Raw genomic sequence first — 24138 nt, forward strand, 5'->3', positions numbered from 1 at the left:
GTTAGAACAGCATATGCCCGAAGCCCTCAAGGTCAGTAGAACCTTCGCTTTTCTGCTTGTCGACAAATTTCCGATGTTCAGCCTTGCCGCTGCCATCGACACGATGCGCACGGCCAATCGCATGGCGGAAGAGCCATTCTATGCCTGGACAACCGTGTCTGCCACGGGCGCGGCTGTTACCGCGTCAAATGGTTTGCAGATCAATGTGCAATATTCACTGGCAGAGCTTCCCGTTGCCGATATTTTCTTCATCTGCGCCGGATTGACCACGGAGTTTGAAGAAAAGCCCAAGGTCATTGCGACATTGCGCAATCTCGGACGACGCGGCGCTGCTCTGGGTGGCTTGAACATCGGCAGCTACATCCTTGCCGAGGCGGGGCAGCTTGAAGGCCATCGTTGCACGATCCATTGGGAAAACCGTGCAGGCTTTCAGGAGCGTTTCCCGCAGATTGAATGTACCGGCAATGTGTTTGAGATTGATCGTAAGCGTTATACTTGTGCGGGTGGAACCACGTCCATCGATCTGATGCTGGAGATTATCCGGCAGGATTTCGACCCAAGCCTTGCCAATGAAGTAGCGAACCAGTTCCACCACGAACGCATCCGCTCGCAAACCGATCGCCAGCGTATCGGTCCGGAACGGGATCTCACCGGAAAATCGGAAAAGCTGCGCAAGATCGTCGAGTTGATGGCCGATAATCTCGAACAGCCGAAATCAGCGGTGCGTCTGGCCAAGGCCGTTGGTCTGTCGGTGCGGCAGGTGGAGCGGCTATTTCTGCGTCATCTCAATATGACACCCGGCCGCTACTATATGAGCCTGCGGCTGGAGCGGGCGCGGGAACTGCTGCGGCAGACCCATTCGCCTATTCTTGATGTGGCGCTGGCAACGGGCTTCACATCCCATTCCTATTTCGCCCAAAGCTACCGGGCGCAGTTTGGGCGCTCACCCTCCGATGAGCGCCGTACCACCTATTGATCAGCTGAAAACCGAAGCGCCTTCATCAGCACGGCCAACGACGTTGCGGAACGCTGCAAACAATTCGCGGCCCATGCCATAGCCATTGTGGCTGAGGTCGACAACCGGATCGGGGCGAGCGGCGAGAACGTCAGGGTCTTCGAGTACATCAAGCGTTCCGATTTCCGCATCGAGCCGCACAATATCGCCATCTCGGATCTTGCCGATAATGCCGCCACTCAATGCTTCCGGGGTTACGTGGATTGCCGCCGGTACTTTGCCTGACGCGCCGGACATGCGCCCGTCCGTTACCAGTGCAACCATATGGCCACGATCCTGCAAAACACCGAGCGGTGGTGTCAGCTTGTGCAATTCAGGCATGCCATTGGCCTTTGGGCCCTGAAAGCGGACGACAGCCACGAAATCACGATCGAGCTTTCCCGCCTTGAAGGCATCCTGCAATGCAGCCTGACTATCAAAGACTAGTGCGGGGGCTTCGATGATTCGCCGTTCCGGCTTGACCGCTGATGTCTTGATGACAGCAGTACCGAGATTGCCCTTGAGCATCTTCAGGCCACCGGTTGACTGAAACGGCGCCTTGACGGTGGAAAGAACCTTCTTGTCGGCACTTTCCGCAGGGATAGGATCGCGCTGCACAGTGCCATTTTCGCCGAGCTTGACCTCGATCGTATAGGCGCGCAGGCCTTCGCCCCAGACGGTTTTAACGTCTTCATGCAACATGCCCGCATCCAGCAACTCGCGGATAATATAGCCCATGCCACCAGCTGCGTGAAAATGGTTCACATCAGCAAGACCGTTTGGATAAACGCGAGCAAGCAGCGGCACCACATCGGAAAGATCAGAAATATCCTGCCATGTGAGCTTGATACCCGCAGCGGCAGCCATGGCAACGAGATGCATGGTGTGGTTGGTCGAACCGCCGGTTGCATGCAGGCCGATGACGCCGTTGACGATTGTCTTCTCGTCGATCATCTCACCAACAGGCGTGTATTCATTGCCGAGCGCCGTAATGGCGAGCGCGCGTTTTGCCGCTTCGCGCGTCAATGCTTCGCGCAGAGGCGTGCCCGGATTGATGAAGGATGAGCCCGGCGTATGCAGCCCCATGATTTCCATGAGCATCTGGTTGGAATTGGCCGTGCCGTAGAAGGTGCAGGTACCCGGTCCATGATAGGATTTCGATTCCGACTCCAGCAGTTTGTCGCGGCCAACCTTGCCCTCCGCATAGAGCTGGCGTGTTTTTGCCTTCTCGTCATTGGGAAGGCCTGTTGTCATCGGTCCGGCAGGAATGAAAACCGCAGGCAGATGTCCGAATGTCAGCGCGCCGATAACAAGGCCGGGCACGATCTTGTCGCAAACGCCGAGATAGATAGCCGCATCGAACATGTCATGCGAGAGGCCAACGGCGGTTGCCATGGCGATCACATCGCGGGAGAACAGCGACAGGTCCATGCCCGGCTGTCCCTGTGTGACGCCATCGCACATGGCGGGAACCCCACCAGCAACCTGCGCCACGCCGCCCGCTTCCTGTATCGCTGCCTTGATCAGTTGCGGATAGTTTTCGAACGGCTGATGCGCCGAAAGCATGTCGTTGTAGGAGGTGATGATGCCGATATTGGCCAGCACATCGCCAGCCAGCGCCGCTTTGTCGGAAGGTCCGCAGGCGGCAAAACCATGGGCGAGATTGGCGCAGGCGAGAGCGGTGCGTTTTGGCTTGTGGGAGGCAGCCTCGCGCAGACGGTCGAGATAGACATCGCGGGTCGGGATCGACCTCTCACGGATGCGGTTGGTAATGCTTTTGACCCTTTGCAGGACGGTCATTGGTTTTCTCCTTATGGAGCCCAGAAAATCTCAAGATTGATCGGCGTGTGGCGCAGGATTGCGCGAATAGGCATGTCTTCGGTTGCTCCATCGCCAAGCGCCTTATCGAGAACAGCTTTTTTGCCGTCGCCTTCAATATGCAGCACAACGAAGCGGGATTTGACGATAACCGGCAAGGTCAGGGTCAGGCGCGGCTCACCGGCCCCATCAGCCTGCATCGGCAAAACAAGCGCTGATTGCTCCGGCGAAATCGCATCGGCAAGCCTGTTGCCCCCGGGGAAGAACGAGGCCGTATGGCCATCGCCGCCCATGCCGAGAATTGTCACATCGAAAGGCTGCCCCAACGCGGCAACGGCTGCGGTTGCTGCTTTCACCGCATCGTCCGTAGTTGCGGCGGGGTGATAGAGACCGACAAAATCGGCTTTTGCGGCTGCGTTCTGCAGGAGCAGGTCTGTCACGAGTTTCTGGTTGGAACGGTCACTGGATGGCGGCACGAACCGCTCATCCACCAAGGTAACAGTGATCTTCTCCCAAGGCAGGTCCTTCACCGACAATGCTTGGAAAAAGCGGGCAGGGGTTGTTCCGCCCGATACCGCCAGAACCGCCTTGCCACGCATATCGCAGGCGGCTTGCAGATGCTCCGCAACGCTTGTTGCCAGAGCTTCCGCAAGAGCGTTGCCGTCGGCAAAACTGTTCAATGTCTGTTGCATGATCATGTCTCGTGCCATGTGCGTCCGTCGCGCTCAATCAAGGCAATAGCGGCGGATGGGCCCCATGTTCCGGCGGTGTATCCAGCGGCAGGCTGATCATTATCCGTCCAGGCCTTGAGGATTGGGTCGACCCAGCGCCATGCCGCCACCACTTCATCGCGCCGCATGAACAGGGTCTGGTTGCCGCGCACCACGTCCATCAACAAGCGCTCGTAAGCATCGGGACTGCGTACCTGAAACGATTCCGCAAAGCTCATATCGAGCGGAACGTGACGCAGGCGCATGCCGCCCGGACCCGGGTCCTTGATCATCATCCACTGCTTGACGCCTTCGTCTGGCTGCAAGCGGATAACCAGCTGATTTGCCACCACGCGGCCCGCGCTTTCACCGAAGATCGAATGTGGGATCGGCTTGAACGAAACCACGATTTCCGATGCACGTGTTGCCAGACGTTTTCCTGTCCGTAGATAGAAGGGAACACCGGCCCAGCGCCAATTGGCGATTTCGGCCTTGATGGCAACAAAAGTCTCCGTGTTGCTCGTTGACCCCAGTTCTTCCTGATAACCCTTGACGGCCCCACCCGCCGAAGCACCGGCGCGATATTGGCCGCGTACAGTCAGTTCTTCAGCGTTCTTTGTATCGATACGGGCGAGTGAGCGCAGTACTTTCAGTTTTTCGTCGCGCACCGCATCGGCATCCATGGATGCAGGCGGCTCCATCGCAACGAGACAAAGAAGCTGCAGCATGTGGTTCTGCACCATGTCGCGCAGCGCGCCCGCCGTGTCGTAATAACCGGCGCGGCCTTCAAGCCCGACCGCTTCTGCCACGGTAATCTGGACGTGGTCGATATGAGCCGAATTCCACAGGGGTTCGTACAGCGCATTGGCAAAGCGCAGCGCCATCAGATTTTGCACCGTCTCCTTGCCGAGATAGTGATCAATACGGAAAATCTGCTGTTCGTTGAAAACGCTGCCAATCGTATCATTGAGCGCGATAGCGGATTTGAGATCACGGCCAATCGGCTTTTCAACAATGATGCGGGTCTGATCGGTGATCAGATCGTATTTCTTCAAACGGCTGGCAATGTCACCGAAGAGGTTCGGGCTGACGGCGAGATAAAAGGCCCGGATGTTCTTGTTTGCATCGCCGATTGCTGCCTTCAGATCATCCCAGCCATTGTCCGATGTCGCATCAACGGCGACATAGGCGAGCCGGGCAAGAAATTGTTCGACCTGCTTTTTGTCGATCTCTTCAGGCTTTACATGTTCCTTGATCGCGGCTTCCGCAAATTTGCGGTAGTCTTCGTTGGACATGGCGGAACGGGATGCGCCGATGATACGGGTAGGCTCGGACAACTGACCGTCCCGCTGGCGCTGATAGAGCGCCGGGATCAGTTTGCGCTCGGCAAGATCGCCGCTGCCGCCAAATACGATGCAGTCGAAAGGGTCAACCGGGATAATCTGACTTGTCATTAGAATGAGTCTCGCTATGCCAAAATTGTGCGTTCGCAGATGCAGGTCTATATAATCTAATCGATTTAAAAAGGCCAGTCCCGATCCGACTTCTGCGTCAAAATGCATTCCCAAGCGGGCGCAATTCCAATACGATTGCTGTGAAGCAGGAAGCAGTCATGGATCAGAATCTCTCCAGAATCGTCGCGCAGGATAAGAATTTCCTGAATGTCATTAATGGTCGGCGTGTCGCCGCACTCTCGCAAGAAACGATCACTGTTTTGTGTCCGTCCGATGGTTTGCCCTTTGCAACCATTCCGGCAGGCAATGCCAGTGATGTGGATCGTGCTGTCCGCGCTGCACGGGACGCATTTGAGCATGGCCCATGGAGCAGAATGCCAGCGTTCGAGCGTGGGCGATTGTTGACACGGCTTGGCCAGCTTGTTGAAGAACATGGCGATGAACTTGCCGCGCTTGAATCGCGTGATACCGGAAAGCCCGTGCGTCAGGGCAAGGCGGATGTTGCCGCGACCATGCGCTATTATGAGTTTTATGGTGGCGCTGCGGACAAGATCCACGGCGATACGATCCCTTTCCTTGATGGCTTTACCGCACTCACCCTGCGCGAGCCGCATGGCGTGGTTGCTGGGATCATCCCGTGGAACTATCCGATGCAGATCATGGCGCGCGTGGTTGGTGCAGCGCTGGCCATGGGCAACACGCTGGTTATCAAACCGGCTGAGGATGCTTCACTGGCGGCCATCCGCATTGGGGAACTCGCCATTGAAGCGGGCTTTCCCGATGGCGTTCTCAATGTGATCACCGGTTATGGCCGTGATGCAGGAGCGGCGCTCTCATCGCATCCCGGCATTGATTATGTCACCTTCACCGGCTCGCCCGTAACCGGCACAGCGATCCAGCAGGCCGCCGCCACCAACAATCGCGGTGTGACCATGGAGCTTGGCGGCAAATCTCCGCAAATCCTGTTTGCCGATGCGGATGTGGAAAAAGCCTTACCGGTTCTGGTCAATGCCATCATCCAGAATGGTGGCCAGACCTGTTCAGCTGGTAGCCGTATCCTGATCGAGCGCCCGATTTACAACGACGTTGCCGCAGCACTTGGCGAGCGTTTCAGCAAGCTGGCGGCCGGGCCGCACGACATGGACCTTGATCTCGGGCCCATGGTCAATCCGGCCCAGAAGAACAAGGTCGAGAATTTTATCACTGCCGCCGCAGCGACAGGTATTGAAGTGGTTGCCCGTGGCTCCATTCATGTCGATGCGCCTCTGGAAGGTTATTACGTCGCTCCGGTGCTTTTCGGTGCGGTTGATCCAGTTTCTGTTCTGGCGCAGGAAGAGGTGTTTGGGCCGGTTCTGTCGCTCTTTGCATTCGACGATGAAGCCGATGCTGTCAGGCTTGCCAATAGCACCGTATATGGCCTCGTTGCGGGTATCTGGACCAAAGATGGTGCGCGCCAGCACCGTGTTGCCAAAAAAGTTCGCGCCGGACAGGTTTTCGTCAACGCCTATGGCGCCGGTGGCGGGGTGGAATTGCCGTTTGGCGGCTTCAAAAAATCCGGCCATGGACGTGAAAAAGGCTTTGAAGCGCTCTTCGATATGTCCGCAACGAAAACGATCGTGTTCCGGCACGATTGATTGGACCCGCTCCCCAATAATCAATCCAAGATCACAAGCATGAGGAAATGACATGGCCCGTTTGGCAGGCAAGACAGCAATTATCACCGGTGGAGCATCCGGGTTTGGTGAAGGCATGGCGAAGCGCTTTGCCGAGGAAGGGGCAAATGTCGTTGTCGCCGATCTTAATCACAAGGGCGCTGAAACTGTTGCCAATGCCATTGGCAAATCAGCGATTGCCGTTCAGGCTGATGTGTCACGCAAGGAAGACGTGGACGCCATGGTCGCCGCTGCCATGGATACGTTCGGCCGCGTCGACATCATGGTCAACAATGCAGGCTTCACCCACCGCAATGGCTCCATGCTTGATGTGGACGAAAGCACGTTCGATCTCATTTCAGCCGTGAATATGAAGGCGATTTATTATGCAACGCTTGCTGTCGTGCCGATCATGGAAATGCAGGGCGGCGGTTCCATCATCACCACTGCTTCCACGGCGGGTCTGCGCCCGCGTCCCGGATTGACCTGGTACAACGCATCCAAGGGGTGGGCGATCACAGCAACCAAATCCATGGCCGTTGAACTTGCGCCCAAGAATATCCGTGTCAACTGCCTCTGCCCGGTCGCGGGAGAAACAGGGATGCTCAGCCTGTTCATGGGCGAAGATACGCCGGAAAAGCGCGCGCAGTTCAAGGCTTCGATCCCACTCGGTCGCCTCTCCACACCGCTTGATATTGCCAATGCCGCGCTTTGGCTGGCGTCCGACGAAGCCGGGTTCATCACCGGTGTGGCGCTTGAGGTGGATGGCGGTCGCTGTATTTAAGTTCAGATATCACCGTTGTAGTGTGCCTGTTGCGTGGTTTGTGGTGAGCTTGTCGAACCACGCACCACAAACCACGCACCACACCACAGCAACCTATTTAAGGGTCACAACTCCCATTAAATCACACGCTTTTGTCTTGAAACGAGCCCATATTGGCCTACATCAAAAATGTCGTCCAATTCACGCAATGGCTGCTTTTGGTTGATCGCACGCCGATCAACGGTGCAACCCATCTTTCAAGGACACTGTCATGACATCGAAACCCGTCTGGTTCATCACTGGCTGTTCAACCGGTTTTGGTCGCGAGCTTGCGCGCCATACGCTTGAACTTGGCTATCCCACTGTTATCACTGCGCGCAACACGGCGCAGATTGAAGATCTTGCCAAGGGCAATGAGGAGAATGCCCTTGTTCTCAAGCTTGATGTGACCAAGACCGAGGATATTGCGGCTGCGGTCAAGGCGGCAGAAGCCCGGTTTGGCCGCATTGATGTGCTCGTCAACAATGCCGGTATCGGCTATTTCGGTTCGCTTGAAGAAAGCGACATCGATGAAGTCCGCAAAATGTTCGAAATCAATGTCTGGGGTCTGGTTAACATGACCCGCGCGGTCCTGCCGGTCATGCGCAAGCAACGCTCTGGCATGGTCGTCAATATTTCGTCGATCGGCGGACTTGTGGCCAACCCTGCCGTCAGTTTCTACAACGCAACCAAATTCAGTGTCGAAGCGATTTCGGAATCCCTGTCGAAGGAAGCCGCTCACCTTGGCATCAAGGTTCTGATCGTCGAACCCAGTGGCTTTCGTACGGATTGGGCCGGACGTTCGGCCAATGAAGCACCGAGAACCATCGAAGATTATCGTGAGACATCCGATCAGCGGGCAGAGCAGATCAGAAATTCCAGCGGTAATCAGCCGGGCGATCCAGTACGCGCTGTAAAAGCTATCATTCAGGCGGTCGAAGCGAAAAAGCCGCCTTTGCGGCTGTTGCTCGGCAAGGCGGCGCTGGCTGGAGCGCGTAATAAGATTGTTGAACTCCAGCGCGATTTTGTGGCCTGGGCTGACGTTACGGAAGGTGCCGACGCGCCAAAGGAATAAAACAAAATGGCCGGCAAATGCCGGCCATTTTTATTTCGTGCGCCTAGATAATATGGCGCAGGATCAGGAACAACGTGAATGACAGCGCGATGGAGACTGGGAGCGTCAGCACCCAGGCCATCAGCAGATTACGGACTGTCGACATCTGCAAGCCCGAACCATTGGCAACCATCGATCCGGCGACACCCGATGAGAGGATGTGGGTTGTGCTGACGGGCAGACCCAGCGTATCGGCAGTGAAGATCGTTCCCATGGCAACCAGTTCAGCCGACGCGCCTTGCCCGTAGGTGAGGTGCGTCTTGCCGATCTTTTCACCGACGGTCACAACGATACGCCGCCAGCCGACCATTGTACCAAGGCCGAGGGCCAGAGCGACGGCAACCTTCACCCATGTCGGGATGAACTTCGTCGCGTTGTCGATGGCCTGATGATAAGTCTTGATGGTAGCAATATCGGCAGGCTGCATTGGCAACAGCTTGGCCTTGTCGATCAGTTTCAGCGCTTCACCGGTCAGGTACATGTCGTTACGGGTATTGCTGACCATGCCAACCGGTACTGAGGACGCGGAACCATAAGGCGAAATGCTTGTATTGGTCTTTTCGATGAACTGGCGCAGTGCGACAGTGGTCTCATCGCTCCATGTCTTGCTGCGCACCGCATTGCTGACCACTGCATTGGCATCGGTCACGGTGATGCCGGGTTTTTCATAGGTGCGCAGTGTGGTTGCTGCGGCAGTTGCGGCAGATTTGTAGGCTTCGAGATAGTTGATATCAGGGGTGCGGTTCAGCGCAAAGGAAGTGGGCACGACACCGATCAGGATCAGCATGATCAGACCCATGCCCTTCTGACCGTCATTGGAACCATGGGCAAAACTAACGCCGGTGCAGGTGAAAATCAGCAGACCGCGAATCCACAAAGGCGGAGGTGTCTGGCCCTTCGGCGCTTCATAGAGCGCTTTGTTCTTCACAAGCACTTTCATGACGATGAGCAGCAGTGCCGCCATGCCAAAGCCGACAAGCGGCGAAATCAACAGGGACATGCCGACCTCAGTCGCCTTGGACCAGTCAACGCCGCTGGTAGCAGTGCCGGATGGTGCCAGAAACTGGTTTGCCAGACCGACACCGACAATCGAACCGATCAATGTATGCGAACTGGAAGCGGGCAGGCCGAGATACCAGGTGCCAAGGTTCCATAGGATGGCTGCGGTGAGCAGCGAAAACACCATGGCAAGACCGGCGCTGGAGCCCACCTGCATGATCAATTCCACTGGCAACAGGGAGATGATGCCAAAGGCGACAGCGCCGCTTGCGGTCATGACCCCGAGGAAATTGAAAATGCCGGACCAGATCACGGCGATCTCGGCGGGCAGGGAATTGGTATAGATCACCGTCGCAACGGCATTGGCCGTGTCGTGGAAACCATTGACGAATTCAAAGCCGAGTGCGGTGACGAGTGCAAGACCGAGAAGAATCCACGGTACGGCAACCGAACTGGTCAGATCCTGGGTAAGAGAATATCCTACATAAAAAAGGCCGCCGATCAGGATGGCAACCACAGCATAATTCGGCCAGTTCCCCAAATTGTTTGGCTTGTCGAGCGGGTGTTCGTCTTTCACCAGACGTGCGTCAGTCGCATTGCTTACCGTCATCAGAAAATCCCCAGTATTGAATTCAAACACCGGGGAAAGCTAAGACTCGCCCGTGAACTCTTGATGACAGCGCAAGATAGCTTGCGCGGGAACAATTGAGCGTCTAACGCTTGAGACAGATAAAAACTATGGAAACGCCATGCATAAGGTCGTCATAAGCGGTACCGGTGTGTTTACACCGGAACTCTCCATCAGCAATGCCGAGCTCGTTGAGGCATTCAATACCTATGCCACCAGGCAGAATGAAATCCATGCCGATGAGATTGCGGCGGGCACGCGTGCGCCGCTGACAATGTCCGCTGAAGATTTCATTTTCCGCGCATCGGGTATCGAACGCCGCTATGTGCTCAACAAATCAGGTATTCTCGATCCTGAGATTATGCATCCTGTTTTGCCTGAGCGGAGTGACGACGAAATATCTGTCATGGCCGAGATGGCAGTGAAGGCGGCAACCGATGCTTTGGCCAAGGCAGGCCGCACTGCGGCTGATGTGGATGCAGTGATCTGCGCAGCATCCAATCACGAGCGTGCCTATCCCGCTATCGCCATCGAAGTACAGGAAGCGCTGGGTATTCAGGGTTTTGGCTTTGACATGAACGTCGCCTGTTCATCGGCGACATTCGGCATTCAGGCGGCTGCCGATATGATCCGTTCGGGTTCTGCCCGGGCAATCCTGATGGTCAATCCGGAGATTTGTTCGGCCCACCTCGAATGGCGTGACCGCGACTGCCATTTTATTTTCGGTGATGTTTGCACCGCCGTGCTTCTGGAGCGTGACGATCTTGCAACGGCATCTGATCGTTTTGAGATCATCTCGACCCGCTGCCTCACCCAGTTTTCCAACAATATCCGCAATAATAACGGCTTTCTGCGCCGCACCCGCGAAGGCCATATGACCGACCGCCGTGACATGCTGTTCCGTCAGGAAGGCCGCAAGGTGTTCAAGCAGGTCGTGCCGATTGTGTCTGACCTTATTCTCACCCACCTCGCCGACGAGAACATTGCACCCGCGCATGTTTCAAGGCTTTGGCTGCATCAGGCCAACAAGGGCATGAATGACCTGATCGGATCAAAAGTATTGGGCCGCGAGCCCGACGCTGGTGAACAGCCGAACATTCTGCAGGACTATGCCAATACATCCTCTGCTGGCTCTATCATCGCATTTTCAAAGTATTCCGACGATCTCGCACCGGGCAGTCTTGGTGTTATCTGCTCCTTTGGCGCAGGTTATTCCGTCGGCAGTGTTATTTTGAAGAGGCTTTAACGGCTGGGTCAACTTGAAAGCGGGGCGGGCATGGTTGGCAAATGGGCGAAATGGTTCACGGCTCCGACGCCATCTCGGCCAGTTCCAAGCGTAAAGCCGGATTCCGGTATATATTTGCCGTTCACAACAGTATTTGATGAGATCATCGACGCTGATAAGATTCCCGCTGTGCTGGGAAATTCACTTCCGGGTGAAGTGACAAGTTTTGAAGATGCTGCCAGACGTTTTGACAATGAATTTCAAGGCGAGCGCATAACCATCGGTGCAGCGGCTGGTCGTCTGGTTGCTCACCTACATAAAGAGCTCAGCGGCGAGCAGAGATCGCAAACGGTTGTTTCGTTTCTCATTGACCATTCTGGTTCAATGCGTGGTCTGAGGATGTTGTCCGCCCTTCTTGCCGTTGAAGCCGCCACGGGCGCGCTGACTCAACTAAATATCAAATCAGAAATACTTGGCTTCACGACGACCAGCTGGAAGGGTGGGAAATCCCGGCGTTCCTGGGTCAAGGCTGGTAAACCCAGAAATCCGGGCCGCTTGTGTGATCTGAGGCATATTATTTATTCCAGCGCGGATTCCATCAACGGATTTCCTTGGCATGTTCGTCATGCGCTTCGTTCGGATCTGCTTCATGAGAATATTGATGGCGAAGCATTGGAATGGGCTGCGTCCCGTTTGGATGCAATACGTTGGAAAAATCGCATTATATGCATTGTTTCTGATGGTGCACCCGTTGATGATTCAACGTTACTTGCCAATGACAACAGGAACATTCTGATTGATCATCAGAAGAAGGTTGAAACAGAACTTAAACAACAAGGGTTCGTTGTCGGCTATTTGCTGGTTACAGATGAGCGCTATCGTGAGCCTGAACTGATTGAACGGGCCATTGAACCTGAAGCTTGCGCACTATCATTATTGATGCTGGTGCAACGAGCATTGACGAGCGCCTTGGCGGCGGCACCTGCCGCCTCGACATAACTGGCGTCGCGGTGAACGAGCATCACGGAAAAGGCTCCGTCCATCAAAAGAACAATTTGACGGGCAAGGAGTGATGGCTCGTTTGACCCGGCAATATCCAGCATCCCGGCCAGCCATGCCTCGAATTTCTTCTTGTGCGCCGAGCCAATCTTGATAGCCGGATGTCCAGGCATGTTTGCCAGTTCGGCAGCCGTTCGCAGAAAACCACAGCCTTTCCATTTCCTGTGCCGCGCGGCTTTGGCCAGTTGAATGAAGATTGCTTCCACTTTGTCAGCGATTGTTCCGCCCGCTTCGTTGAACCATTTGGCAAAGAGCGCAAGGTTTGGTTGATCGCGTGCCTCCAGATAGGCTGCGATCAGATCGTCCTTGCTTTTGAAGTGGTAATACAGTGTCCGCTTCGTCAATTGAGCGGTTTCAGCAATGGCATCGACACTCACAGCACGAATACCTTCCGCATAAAACAGGCGGTTCGCCGCATCAAGGATACGCTCGCGGGTTGGGTCTGATGTCTTTGCCATGTAAGAAAAGTATACCAACCAGTGAATATACACAATCCGGGTACCGTTCTAAGTTTTCGGGTGAGGCCTCAATTATGAAAGGTTAACCCATGTCTGATCCCGTACTGTTTGAAATGAAGGGCAATATCGCTTTCCTGACGCTGAACCGGCCGGAAAAACTCAACGCCCTCAACTATGCGACCAATGATCTGCTGCTGCAGTTTCTTGACCACCTTGAAGATGATCCTGAAATCCGCGTCGTCATAATCACAGGTGCTGGCGACCGGGCGTTTTCCGCCGGGGGTGATATCCACGAATTCTCTGGCAGCATCAGCGAGGGAACAGAAATTGCCGTCAAAGCGTTCGTACGACGCGGGCAGGTTATGACCGCGCGGATGGAGGCGTTTCGCAAGCCGATTATCGCTGCGGTCAATGGTATAGCCTTTGGTGGTGGCTGCGAAATCACCGAAGCGGTGCATCTGGCCATCGCCAGCGAAAGGGCTGTTTTTGCTAAGCCGGAGATAAATATCGGTATCCCGCCAACATTTGGTGGTACTCAGCGGTTGCCACGCCTTGCAGGGCGCAAACGGGCGCTGGAACTTCTGCTTACCGGTGACACGTTCTCGCCCATAAGAGCTTTGGAACTGGGGCTGATTAACAAGGTCGTACCGCATGACGAACTGCTACCTGCAGCAGTTGAATTGGCCAACCGGATTCTGCGCCATTCTTCGGTAACAGCCGCGGGGATCATCACGGCCGTCACACGCGGATTGAATGTGACAATTGCTGAGGGGCTGCAGATGGAAAGCGAACAATTTGCCCGCATTGCTTCGTCGCGGGATACGCGCGAAGGGCTGGATGCATGGATTGAGCGGCGAACCCCTGTTTATACGGGCAATTAAATCCGATCCATCAGCGCATACCAGCTCAATGCCAGAAACAGCAGCGGCGCGCGGAATGTACGTCCGCCGGGGAATGAGGGTATTTTCAGCTCTTCCAGCAATTTCAGGCGGTCGCGATTGCCCGCAACCGTTTCCGCGTAAAGCTTTCCGACATAGTTCGACAGCATCACGCCATGGCCGGAATAGCCGCCCGCCGAAATGACATTGGGCATGACCTCACGCACAAAGGGCTGGCGTGGCAGGGTAATGCCGACTGATCCGCCCCAGGCTTGGGTGATTTCCACGTTCGCGAGTGCCGGATAAATCTCGGCGATCTGTCGGCGGATATGTGTGCTGATATCGAGCGGGTTGTCAGCCGTATAGGCTTCGCGTCCGCCAAACAGCAGCCGGCCATCCTTCGAGCGGCGGAAATAGCGCACGACAAAGCGGGAGTCGTCAACACTCTCGCCGCCGGGCAAAACAGGACTGTCACTGCCCAATGGCACTGTTGCGCCAATGAAGGACCGGATCGGCATTACGTGGGAGGCGCTGACCGGTTCAAGATTGCCACCATAGGCGTTGACCGCGATCAGGCACTTTGCAGCGGTGACACTGCCTTTGGCCGTTGCAACAGTGACGCGGCCATTTTCAGAGCGAATGCCTGTCACCTTGGTGTTTTCATAAAGATGGGCCCCGGCCTTGGCCGCAGCCTTTGCGGTGCCGACAACAAGCTTCATGGGTTGGATATGACCGGTGCCTGCGTCGTAAACACCGCCTAGATAGCGTGTCGAGCCAAGCCGTTCCGCCGTTTCCGTGGCATCCATGTAGTGAATATGCGGATAACCGAAACGCGTGGTCATCAGCTCCGCGTGGGCCTGATAATCTTTCAGATAACGCTTTTTATGTACCACGGACATTTGTCCGGGCACGAATTCGATATCGATCTTGTGTGTCTCGGCGAATTGCAAAAGGTGCGCCTTGGCTTCCTCGGCAAGATCGAAAAGTGCCTTGGCGCGGGTGAAGCCATATTGGCCTTCCAATTCCTCCGCCCAACTGCGTTGACCCGTGCCAAGCTGACCGCCATTGCGACCGGAAGCACCGTCGCCAAAGCGATAGGCCTCCAGCAAAACCACATCAACACCCGCCGAGGCGAGATGGACAGCCGCCGAAAGCCCGGTAAAGCCGCCGCCGACAATGACGACATCGGCGGTTCGCGAGCCATCCAATGCCGGATATTCGGTGCGATCATCAATGGTTGATTCATACCAGGAGATGCCGGGAGAGATGGGGGATTGATATGCCATGTTATCTTGCAATCCAATCTGGAAATACAGGCGCCGCTTATCTCTCCCCTTGTAGGAGAGAAAGGATTTTCTTGGATTTAGCCCTTTGCTAAAACTTTAGAAAATCCAAGTGAGGGGGATAGCTCTGATTTCAAATCCCCTCTCTTGCGATTTCTAGCACTTGAGCTGTGCTTCGCTATGCTCGCTCGCTAAGTGCTGAAATCGCTTTCTCCCCCACAAGGGGGGAGATAACCGAAATCTCAAACATTCAGCAGCAGATATTCGCGCTCCCAGGGGCTGATAACCTCCATGAACGTCTCGAACTCAGCGCGCTTGATGGCCGCATAGGTAATCGCGAAGGATTGCCCCAGCATGGCAGTCAGGTCCTTGTCGTGCTCGAACAATATGGTCGCCTCGATCAGCCCGCGCGGCAATTCAATGAGATTGTCATTGACCGTCGTGGAAGCTGGAGCATCAGGCTCGATCTTGTTGTTCATACCGAGCAGCCCGCAGGCAAGGGACGCCGCCAACGCCAGATAGGGATTGGCATCTGATGAAGGAATGCGGTTTTCCACGCGCCGAGCCGCCGGGTCTGAACGTGGAACACGGAATGCCGTTGTGCGATTATCATAACCCCACTTTACGTTAACAGGCGCCGAGGCTGCGGGCGTCAATCGGCGATAGGAGTTCACGTAGGGCGCAAACATCACCAGTGAAGCCGGGACGTGCTTCTGCATACCGCCGATGAAATGCCTGAATGCTTCGCTCTCCGTACCGTCAGGGTTGGAAAACACATTGCGTCCGGTCTTCTTGTCAACAATCGACTGATGAATATGCATGGCCGATCCCGGCTGACCCTGAATGGGCTTGGCCATGAAGGTGGCGTACATATCGTGTTTTAGCGCCGCTTCGCGGATCGTTCGCTTGAACAGGAAAACCTGATCGGCCAGTTCCACCGGATCGCCATGACGCAGGTTGATTTCGAGCTGCGCGGCACCCTCTTCGTGGATCAGCGTATCGATTTCAAGGCCCTGACCTTCGGAGAAGTGGTAGATATCATCGATCAGCTCGTCAAATTCATTGACGCCCGCGATGGAATAGCCCTGACCGCCACCAATAGCGCGGCCCGACCGGCCAACCGGCGGTGTCAGCGGATAATCAGGATCGGGGTTTTTCTTGACGAGATAGAATTCAATTTCCGGCGCGACAACAGGCTTGAGGCCCTTCTTGTTATAGGCCGCCACGACGCGCTTCAGAACGTTGCGCGGTGTAAATTCTACGGCTTCCCCGTCCTTGTTCACGAGATCGCAAATGACCTGCGCGGTCGGATCACTTTCCCAAGGCACAACGGACAGGGTGGAAAGATCCGGCATCAGTTTCAGATCGCCATCATCTTCCGGATAGGAGAAGCCATGACCGTCTTCAGGATAGTCACCGGATATCGTTGCCATGAACACGGCCGAAGGCAGCGCCAATGATGTGTTGGAGGTGAATTTCTTCGACGGCATCATCTTGCCGCGCGCAACACCGGCCTGATCGGGTGTGATGCATTCAATGTCTTCGATATCCCGCCAGGCCAGCCATTCGGAAGCTTCTCGCCAGTTTTTCACGCCCCGCGTGGATTTGACATAAGCAGGCGTGCGCCGCCGCGTTGAAGTCTTTGCGGGTTTCTTTTCAGGGGTTTCAGAAGGCATCAATCACCAGAATTTATTGCACTTTTAGGATGATAGATGAAAATTGCGCGCTATGGGAGGGTGGGCAAAAGAAAATTGTGAGTGAGAGGTTTGGGTGTTGCGCGGCCAAAATCTTCCCCTCCGTCATCAGAGCCCCCACCTCTCCGTCATCCTCGGGTCAAGCCCGAGGATGACGGAGAGGTGGGGGCTCAGGATTTTGTGGAAAGCGTTGCGAGTGTACGGGTTTTTCTTGCGCTTTGGGCCATATCTCTAGCCCTAACAACTACACCGCGAGCGTCCGCTATATAGCTCGCGTCACCCGTTTCAAACGTATCTTTCAATAGTTCAGCTTGTGACGCCAGACTGCCGAGATAGCGTGCCAGATCGAAAGCAGTTGTTTTGAGAGGTATCATTGTTTCTCAGACTCCAGTGCAGAGTTGCAGATCACCAAGTATCAATCAATCCAGACTTTCGTCTAACCCGTTTGCGAAAACCAAAACCGTCCGCAATTGCTCGCGGACGGTTCAGCGCGCCGTGCTGGTTCCAGACCGAAACCAGAGAAGGCCACGGTGAGCTTATTGCCGGGTCACAACAACCGGGATCAGAAGGTCGCCCCAGTTGCCGTCGCCGCCATGGTGGCGGGCAGAGCGAACCAGCTCCACGGACACGCCGGCGTCAACCGCCTTCATGACGGATTGGTTGAGGCGATGCAGATCATTCGCGACCATGCGAATGACAGCCTGCTGGTCTGCATTCATGGCCGATGATTGCTCCTCGGCCCGTTCCTTCACGCGTGTCTGCGGTGCCATGATCATGCTCCTTGTTTCTGGCGTTGCAGTGGGACAATCGAGATGATTGTCCTGAGTGGACCGGCGGCATGTAAGGGCCTCGCCGACGGTCCGGATTGGTTGCCTGTTACTCGGCAGCTGGACGGAACTGTGCCGTCTCGGTCGATTCACCCATGGCCGTTGTCGAAGACTGTCCGCCGGTGATAGCCAGCGAAACCGCATCGAAATAACCCGTGCCAACTTCGCGCTGGTGCTTGGTCGCGGTGTAGCCATTTACCTCCGCTGCAAATTCCGCTTCCTGCAACTCGGAATAGGCGGACATCTGACGGTCCTTATATCCGCGAGCCAGCTCGAACATGCCGAAGTTGAGCTGATGGAAACCAGCCAGCGTAATGAACTGGAATTTGTAGCCCATCGCTCCCAGTTCGCGCTGGAACTTGGCAATCGTCGCTTCGTCCAGATGCTTCTTCCAATTGAACGAAGGCGAGCAGTTATAGGCAAGCAGCTTGTTTGGATGTTCCTTGCGCACGCCTTCGGCAAAGCGCTTGGCCTGTTCCAGATCGGGCTTTGACGTTTCGCACCAGATCATATCCGCATGCGGTGCGTAAGCGATTGCCCGGGCGATACAGGATTCGAGACCGTTCTTGACCTGATAGAAGCCCTCTGTGGTCCGTCCGGCATCATAGTCAACAAAAGGCCGGTCGCGCTCGTCAATATCCGAGGTCAGAAGCTTCGCAGCTTCCGCATCTGTGCGGGCGATAACCAGCGTCGGTGTCCCCATGACGTCGGCAGCAAGACGCGCCGCGTTCAGGTTGCGAATGTGCGCAGCGGTCGGGATCAGAACCTTGCCGCCGAGATGGCCGCACTTCTTTTCCGATGCCAGCTGATCTTCATAATGCACACCCGCAGCACCGGCCTCGATGAAAGCCTTCATGATCTCGAAAGCGTTGAGCGGGCCACCAAAACCGGCTTCCGCATCCGCAACGATCGGCGCGAACCATGTGTCAACCGACAGGCCTTTGCCTTCTGCTGTTTCAATCTGGTCGGCGCGCTGCAACGTCTTGTTTATGCGCTTTGCCAGTTCTGGAGCAGCGTTTGCAGGGTACAGCGACTGGTCAGGATACATGGAGGAAGCGGTGTTTGCATCCGCAGCAACCTGCCAGCCGGAGAGGTAAATCGCCTTGAGGCCCGCACGCACCATCTGCATCGCCTGATTGCCCGAGAGCGCGCCAAGGGCGTTGACGAAATCGTCTTCATGGATGAGCTGCCAGAGGCGGTTGGCTCCGTTTTCAGCAAGAGTATATTTGATCTGAACGGAACCGCGCAGCTTTTTGACATCGTCAGGCGTATAGGGACGTTCAATACCATCGAAACGACCTCCAGGGGCATTTGGTACCAGGTTGTAAAAATCAGTCATTATCTTTCTCCAAGCTCTGTTGAGGCGATCGCAGACAGTCCAAATGGGAGTTTCGATGGCTGCGTTCATGTGACTGAATTTACATTGCAGCGCAGTAATTCCAATAAATATCGCCATATTATGTGGATTTATCGAGTTAGCATGTCGCGGCTTTGACAAATATGGTTTGTAAATTTGTAAACTTTGTAATAGTGATTATCACGGTACGATTGTGTAAATCTTGTCAATATTGCTGACATAAGGGGCTGATATGGCCGAGGGAAAGATATTTGCCGGTCCACGCATCCGGCGCATTCGCAACGAGCAGGGGCTGACGCAGACGGCCATGGCCGAAGCTCTGGGTATTTCTCCGTCCTACCTCAATTTGATCGAGCGCAATCAGCGCCCGCTGACTGTTCAACTGCTTCTGAAATTGTCATCCACATACAAGATTGAGCTTGATACGCTGCAGGTTGAAACCGGCTCGTCCATGGCTGCGCTGAAAGAGGTCTTCTCTGATCCCCTGCTCAATGGTGAATTGCCCGGCGATCAGGAATTGATCGAGATTGGTGATGCCGCGCCCAATGCGGCGGCGGGCATCGTCAAACTTTACCGCGCCTATCGGGAATCATTGGAGCGCCTGTCTGACCTTTCAGGCATGTTGGCAAAAGAGGGGCATGCGCCTTCCTTATCGGCCACACGTTTGCCGCTGAGTGAAGTCCGCGAAGTGCTTGAACGCAAACCCAACCATTTTGCCCGGATTGAAGGCGAGGTGGATAGTTTTCTTCATCTGATCAAGCCCGGCGACGATCTGGCCGGTGCCTTGAAAGCATGGCTGAAGAGCGAGCACGGGATCACCGTCCGCGTTTTACCTGTCGCGACCATGCCCAATTGGCGGCGGCGTTATGACCGGCATTCGCAGCGCCTTTTCATCTCGGAGCGCCTGTCGCCATTCGATCAATTGCGTGAATTGGCCATCGAGGCCGTGCTCATTCGCATGCAGGTGGTGATCGCCGCGGAGATTCAGGAGCTGAAACTATCCTCCGATGAAGCGCGCCGTATCGCGCGGTTCGAACTTGCCCGTTATGCGGCGCAAGCCTTGATGATGCCGTATCAGGCGTTTCAGACTGCTGCCCTGCGTGCCCGCTATGATGTCGATGTGCTGCGCTCACGCTTTAATGTTTCCTTTGAACAGGCGGCCAATCGGCTGACAACGCTGCAAAGGCAAGGGGCCGCCGGAATTCCGTTTTTCATGCTTGAAGTTGACCATGCGGGCAATCGTTTTCGCCAGGCAGGGGCACAGAGCTATCCGCAATCGCGCTTTGGCGGCGAATGCCCCAAACTGGCGGTGCATGCCGCCTTTGCCCAGCCGGGGCAGATTCTTGTAGAAGCCATTGAAATGCCCGGTGGCGCCGAATTCATGACCATCGCCCGCACTCTGGAAGGTCCGCAAGGCGGTTTCAATGAGCGGCCGCGCCGCACGGCGATCCTGCTTGGCTGCGATATCGGCTTTGCCGATGAAACTGTTTATGGGGCGGCCCTTGGTGGGAAGGGCATCGGCGCAACGCCGGTCGGTCCTGCCTGCCGCCTGTGTGAACGCTCGGCCTGTCTGTCGCGCGCCGAGCCGCCAGTTACCCGCCCGCTCGGGCTGGACGAAATGGTGACGGGTCTCAGTGCCTTCGATTTTCAGTGATACCACTGGATTTGCTGGCGAAGACAATGCAAAAAGCGACAATCTCCAGTCGTTTCCCAAGCTCAACACGGGCTTGAAATTTGGCATTCTGCGCTCATGAGTGTTTCGTTCGTTCCGCTGCCGCCTGTCGCCGCACCTGATCCCGCCAAAAGCGCGTCGGATGCCATGATTGGCTGTCTGCTTGTTGCGGGCTCGGCAATAGCCTGGAGCACCGGCGGCGCTCTCACGCGGTTCCTTGAAACCACCGATAATTGGGCCGTTGTTTTCTGGCGTTCCGTGTTTGCCGCGCTTTTCCTTCTCTGCTTCATGCTGGTGCGCGATGGTCCGCGTGGTACGCTGGTTCTGTTTCGGAATATGGGACTGGCGGGAATAGGCGTCGGCATCTGTTTTGCCATTGCCTCCTCCTGCTTCATTGTCGCTCTGTCCTATACAACAGTTGCCAATGTTCTTTTGCTTCAAGCGGCAGTGCCGCTTCTCGCGGCGCTGATTTCCTGGGTCTTGTTCCGCGAGCGGGTAAGCTTTGCAACCTGGGGTGCGATTGCAGTTGTGATTGCCGGTGTCGCCATCATGGTTTCCGATTCGCTTGATGGCGAGGTTTCACCCATTGGTGATCTTCTCGCATTGCTGATTGCCATATCCTTCGCCTCGGCCACAGTTATCACACGGCGCAAGGCCCATCTGCGCATGACACCAGCTGTTTTTCTCGGGACTGTCATGGCGGCCTGCGCGGCATCCCTTATGGCGGGATCATTTTCGGTAAGTATGGGTGATTTTGGCTACCTGATTGCCCTTGGTGCGGTCAACCTCGGTCTTGGCCTCGCGCTTTTTGTCAGCGGAGCACGCCTCATTCCGTCGGCGCTGGCTGCACTGATCGGCACACTCGAACCAGTGCTTGGGCCCGTCTGGGTCTGGCTTTTGCACAATGAAGTGCCAGCCCAGCGCACCATCATTGGTGGCGGCATTATTCTGACCGCACTGCTTTTCCATCTTGGCTGGGAATATCGTCGCCAGCGTTCCGTTTCAGCGAGAAACCGGGCTGCCTGACGGCCCCGTGCGCCAAAATGCTGCATTCAAAATTTCGTTCATCTGCAACTTTCAGCAAAGGAGTTGCTGCAACCCAGTTGACGAAGTGATCGCAATCTAAAAAGGTAGGATAAACTTGGGAACCCCTGACACGGCTGAAAGATCAGGTGTCAGTAGCATGGAGGCATTTATGGGTATCAAATCCATTCTTTTAACGGCCACTTTTGCCCTTGGGCTTGCCACGGCGGCAGGCGCACAGGAACGCGTCGTCAACGTGTATAATTGGTCCGATTATATTGATGACACTATCCTTGCTGATTTCACCAAGGAAACCGGCATCAAGGTTGTCTATGATACCTTCGACTCCAATGAAATCCTCGAAACAAAGCTGTTGGCTGGCGGTACGGGGTATGACGTTGTTGTCCCGACGGCATCTTTCCTCCAGCGCCAGATTGCTGCCGGCGTTTTCCAGAAACTCGACAAGTCGAAGCTGCCGAACCTGAAAAACACATGGGACCTGATCAACCAGCGCATTGAGAAATACGATCCGGGCAATCAGTACGCAGTCGACTATATGTGGGGAACCACCGGCCTTGGCTATAATGTCGACAAGATGAAGGAAATTCTCGGTACGGACGAACGTCCGAACTGGGACATCCTGTTCAAGCCGGAAATGGCCGCCAAGTTCAAGGATTGCGGTATTCATGTTCTTGATTCCGCATCGGACGTGTTGCCATCAACGCTCGCTTATCTTGGTCTTGATCCGGACAGCAAGAATCCTGATGAACTCGCCAAGGGCGCTGATCTGTTGACGGCGGTTCGCCCATCTATCCGCAAGTTCCATTCGTCCGAATATATCAATGCGCTGGCCGCAGGCGATATCTGCCTCGCGCTCGGTTATTCAGGTGACATTCTGCAGGCCAAGGATCGTGCAGAAAAAGCCAATGCCGGTGTGAAGGTCGACTATGCGATCCCGTCGCAGGGCGCGCAGATGTGGTTTGACGTGATGGCTATTCCTGCCGATGCGCCGCATGTGGCTGAAGCACACGAATTCATCAACTACATCCTGCGCCCGGAAGTGGCTGCCAAAGCTTCAAACGTCGTTTCCTATGCCAACGGCAACAAGGCTTCGCAGGAATTCATCGACAAATCCATTCTGGAAAACCCAGCGGTTTATCCGGATGAAGCCACGCTGAAGAAGCTCTTCACCGTGACGCCTTACGATACAAAAACGCAGCGGACAGTAACGCGGCTCTGGACCAAAGTTGTAACGGGCCAGTAAATTTCGAGAAACCCCGGCAGAAAATGCCGGGGTTTTTAACATCAAGACCAAAGAAACTGCCGGGGCAAATCATGAAATCACTGGGAAGCTTTCGCCGTAAATTCGCACCTTGGAACGATCCTGAAGCAAAACCCTATATTTCCTTCGAAAATGTAACCAAGAAGTTCGGCGACTTCACCGCTGTCGATGATTTGTCCCTGACGATCTACAACAGGGAATTCTTTGCCCTTCTGGGCGCTTCGGGCTGTGGTAAGTCCACGCTGTTGCGTATGCTTGCCGGGTTTGAAGAGCCAACCTCCGGTCGCATCCTGCTTGACGGACAGGATTTGCGCGGCATCCCGCCCTATAAGCGGCCCGTCAATATGATGTTCCAGTCCTATGCCCTGTTCCCGCACATGACGGTTGAGGGCAATATCGCTTTTGGTCTCAAACAGGACGGCATGCCGAAGAATGAGATCGAGGCGCGTGTCGCCGAAATGCTGAAGCTGGTGAAACTGGAGCAGTTCGCCAAGCGCAAACCGCATCAGCTTTCCGGCGGTCAGCGTCAACGCGTGGCGCTTGCCCGCTGTGTTGCCAAACGGCCAAAAGTTCTGCTGCTGGATGAGCCTCTTGGCGCGCTCGACAAGAAGCTGCGCGAAGAAACGCAGTTTGAGTTGATGGACCTGCAGATGAAGCTTGGCCTTACCTTCGTGGTCGTGACACACGATCAGGAAGAGGCCATGACCATGGCTGACCGTATCGCCGTTATGGACAAAGGCAAGGTCAAGCAGGTGGCAACACCGGCGGAAGTCTACGAAGCTCCGAATTCGAAATTTGTTGCCGACTTCATCGGTAATGTGAATATGTTTGAAGGCACGGTTTCGACCACAGTTCCCGGCAAGGTCGATATCAACGTGCCTGCCGACAAGATAACCATCCGCACTGACGCAACGCGTGATTGCTCTGCCGGGCAAACAGTCGGCTTTGCCATCCGGCCCGAAAAAATCCGCCTCAGCCGCAAAGAGCCCGCTGATACCAGCATCAATGCCGCCCATGGCGAACTCTATGATATTGCCTATTTTGGCGACATGACCGTTTTCCATGTGCGGCTTGAAAGCGGCCGCATCATCAAGGCGGCCAGCCTCAACGCGGTGCGCACGGTCGAAAATCCGCTTGGTTATGACGATATGGTCTGGGTCAATTTCGATACCGATGCCGGTATCCTGCTGACAGCATAGGGGGCGATGT

19 protein-coding genes and 1 pseudogene are annotated in these 24138 nt (G+C 55.3%); 11 read left to right on the forward strand and 9 right to left on the reverse strand.

The genetic code is table 11. The annotated features are described in order from the left end of the window. The first annotated feature begins 13 nt into the window (after nucleotides 1-13). Nucleotides 14-976, forward strand: a complete 963-nt coding sequence (locus FHW17_RS22465; protein WP_112527051.1) for a GlxA family transcriptional regulator — start codon at nucleotides 14-16, stop codon at nucleotides 974-976. On the opposite strand, the gene edd is transcribed toward FHW17_RS22465, so the two are convergent. The 3 genes from edd to zwf are packed head-to-tail and all read right to left on the reverse strand — an operon-like array spanning nucleotide 977 to nucleotide 4976. Then, nucleotides 977-2794, reverse strand: a complete 1818-nt coding sequence (edd, locus tag FHW17_RS22470) for a phosphogluconate dehydratase (protein ID WP_112527053.1) — start codon at nucleotides 2792-2794, stop codon at nucleotides 977-979. Between the two features lie 11 nt (nucleotides 2795-2805). Further along, nucleotides 2806-3504 carry a 6-phosphogluconolactonase gene (gene pgl, locus FHW17_RS22475; protein WP_182510867.1) on the reverse strand — a complete coding sequence of 233 codons (699 nt, stop codon included), beginning with the start codon at nucleotides 3502-3504 and terminating at the stop codon, nucleotides 2806-2808. Between the two features lie 2 nt (nucleotides 3505-3506). Beyond that, a complete protein-coding gene (zwf, locus tag FHW17_RS22480; protein WP_112527055.1) occupies nucleotides 3507-4976 on the reverse strand; it encodes a glucose-6-phosphate dehydrogenase in 1470 nt (489 codons plus the stop codon). 158 nt (nucleotides 4977-5134) lie between these two features. Here zwf and FHW17_RS22485 point away from each other — a divergent pair, with 158 nt between their 5' ends. The 3 genes from FHW17_RS22485 (at nucleotide 5135) to FHW17_RS22495 (ending at nucleotide 8505) form a co-directional block, all read left to right on the forward strand. Next, complete coding sequence (locus FHW17_RS22485; RefSeq protein WP_182510868.1) at nucleotides 5135-6610, forward strand: aldehyde dehydrogenase family protein; 1476 nt, start codon at nucleotides 5135-5137, stop codon at nucleotides 6608-6610. A gap of 52 nt (nucleotides 6611-6662) precedes the next feature. Continuing rightward, nucleotides 6663-7412: an SDR family oxidoreductase gene (locus FHW17_RS22490; RefSeq protein ID WP_112527059.1), complete on the forward strand. Its 750-nt coding sequence runs from the start codon at nucleotides 6663-6665 to the stop codon at nucleotides 7410-7412. Between the two features lie 250 nt (nucleotides 7413-7662). Continuing rightward, entirely contained in the window at nucleotides 7663-8505 is an 843-nt protein-coding gene (locus FHW17_RS22495) for an oxidoreductase (RefSeq protein ID WP_112527061.1), read from the forward strand. A 43-nt stretch (nucleotides 8506-8548) separates the two neighbouring features. Here FHW17_RS22495 and FHW17_RS22500 read toward each other — a convergent pair whose 3' ends face one another. Further along, nucleotides 8549-10153 (reverse strand): inorganic phosphate transporter, encoded by a 1605-nt coding sequence (locus FHW17_RS22500; protein WP_112527270.1) that lies wholly within the window; start codon nucleotides 10151-10153, stop codon nucleotides 8549-8551. 139 nt (nucleotides 10154-10292) lie between these two features. Here FHW17_RS22500 and FHW17_RS22505 point away from each other — a divergent pair, with 139 nt between their 5' ends. Then, nucleotides 10293-11417: a beta-ketoacyl-ACP synthase III gene (locus FHW17_RS22505; protein ID WP_113096402.1), complete on the forward strand. Its 1125-nt coding sequence runs from the start codon at nucleotides 10293-10295 to the stop codon at nucleotides 11415-11417. A 30-nt stretch (nucleotides 11418-11447) separates the two neighbouring features. Next, a pseudogene (locus FHW17_RS25395) lies at nucleotides 11448-12215 on the forward strand (cobaltochelatase subunit CobT); the annotation flags it as partial. A 56-nt stretch (nucleotides 12216-12271) separates the two neighbouring features. Here the strand turns inward: FHW17_RS25395 and FHW17_RS22510 are convergent. Next, nucleotides 12272-12913, reverse strand: a complete 642-nt coding sequence (locus FHW17_RS22510; protein ID WP_112527067.1) for a TetR/AcrR family transcriptional regulator — start codon at nucleotides 12911-12913, stop codon at nucleotides 12272-12274. 89 nt (nucleotides 12914-13002) lie between these two features. On the opposite strand from FHW17_RS22510, the gene FHW17_RS22515 reads away from it, so the two are divergent. After that, a complete protein-coding gene (locus FHW17_RS22515; protein ID WP_112527069.1) occupies nucleotides 13003-13794 on the forward strand; it encodes a crotonase/enoyl-CoA hydratase family protein in 792 nt (263 codons plus the stop codon). On the opposite strand, the gene FHW17_RS22520 is transcribed toward FHW17_RS22515, so the two are convergent. The 4 genes from FHW17_RS22520 to aceA form a co-directional block, all read right to left on the reverse strand. Then, nucleotides 13791-15077, reverse strand: a complete 1287-nt coding sequence (locus FHW17_RS22520) for an FAD-binding oxidoreductase (RefSeq protein WP_182510869.1) — start codon at nucleotides 15075-15077, stop codon at nucleotides 13791-13793. The two genes, FHW17_RS22515 and FHW17_RS22520, sit on opposite strands and share 4 nt — an antisense overlap. A gap of 239 nt (nucleotides 15078-15316) precedes the next feature. Then, nucleotides 15317-16750 (reverse strand): glutamine synthetase family protein, encoded by a 1434-nt coding sequence (locus FHW17_RS22525; RefSeq protein ID WP_112527073.1) that lies wholly within the window; start codon nucleotides 16748-16750, stop codon nucleotides 15317-15319. 554 nt (nucleotides 16751-17304) lie between these two features. Next, complete coding sequence (locus tag FHW17_RS22530; protein WP_027230260.1) at nucleotides 17305-17538, reverse strand: hypothetical protein; 234 nt, start codon at nucleotides 17536-17538, stop codon at nucleotides 17305-17307. 106 nt (nucleotides 17539-17644) lie between these two features. Beyond that, nucleotides 17645-18934, reverse strand: a complete 1290-nt coding sequence (aceA, locus tag FHW17_RS22535) for an isocitrate lyase (protein ID WP_091883415.1) — start codon at nucleotides 18932-18934, stop codon at nucleotides 17645-17647. 250 nt (nucleotides 18935-19184) lie between these two features. Here aceA and FHW17_RS22540 point away from each other — a divergent pair, with 250 nt between their 5' ends. From FHW17_RS22540 to FHW17_RS22555, 4 genes are all read left to right on the forward strand, one after another. Then, on the forward strand, nucleotides 19185-20606 hold the full coding sequence (locus FHW17_RS22540; RefSeq protein WP_182510870.1) for a helix-turn-helix domain-containing protein: 1422 nt from the start codon (nucleotides 19185-19187) through the stop codon (nucleotides 20604-20606). Nucleotides 20607-20771: 165 nt separating this feature from the next. Continuing rightward, entirely contained in the window at nucleotides 20772-21650 is an 879-nt protein-coding gene (locus FHW17_RS22545; protein WP_182510908.1) for a DMT family transporter, read from the forward strand. A gap of 169 nt (nucleotides 21651-21819) precedes the next feature. Next, nucleotides 21820-22911 (forward strand): polyamine ABC transporter substrate-binding protein, encoded by a 1092-nt coding sequence (locus FHW17_RS22550; protein WP_112527274.1) that lies wholly within the window; start codon nucleotides 21820-21822, stop codon nucleotides 22909-22911. A gap of 71 nt (nucleotides 22912-22982) precedes the next feature. Further along, entirely contained in the window at nucleotides 22983-24128 is a 1146-nt protein-coding gene (locus tag FHW17_RS22555; RefSeq protein ID WP_113096405.1) for an ABC transporter ATP-binding protein, read from the forward strand. Nucleotides 24129-24138: the final 10 nt, after the last annotated feature.

The sequence above is a fragment of the Phyllobacterium sp. P30BS-XVII genome (assembly GCF_014138335.1).
In the GTDB taxonomy this organism is placed as follows: domain Bacteria; phylum Pseudomonadota; class Alphaproteobacteria; order Rhizobiales; family Rhizobiaceae; genus Phyllobacterium; species Phyllobacterium meliloti.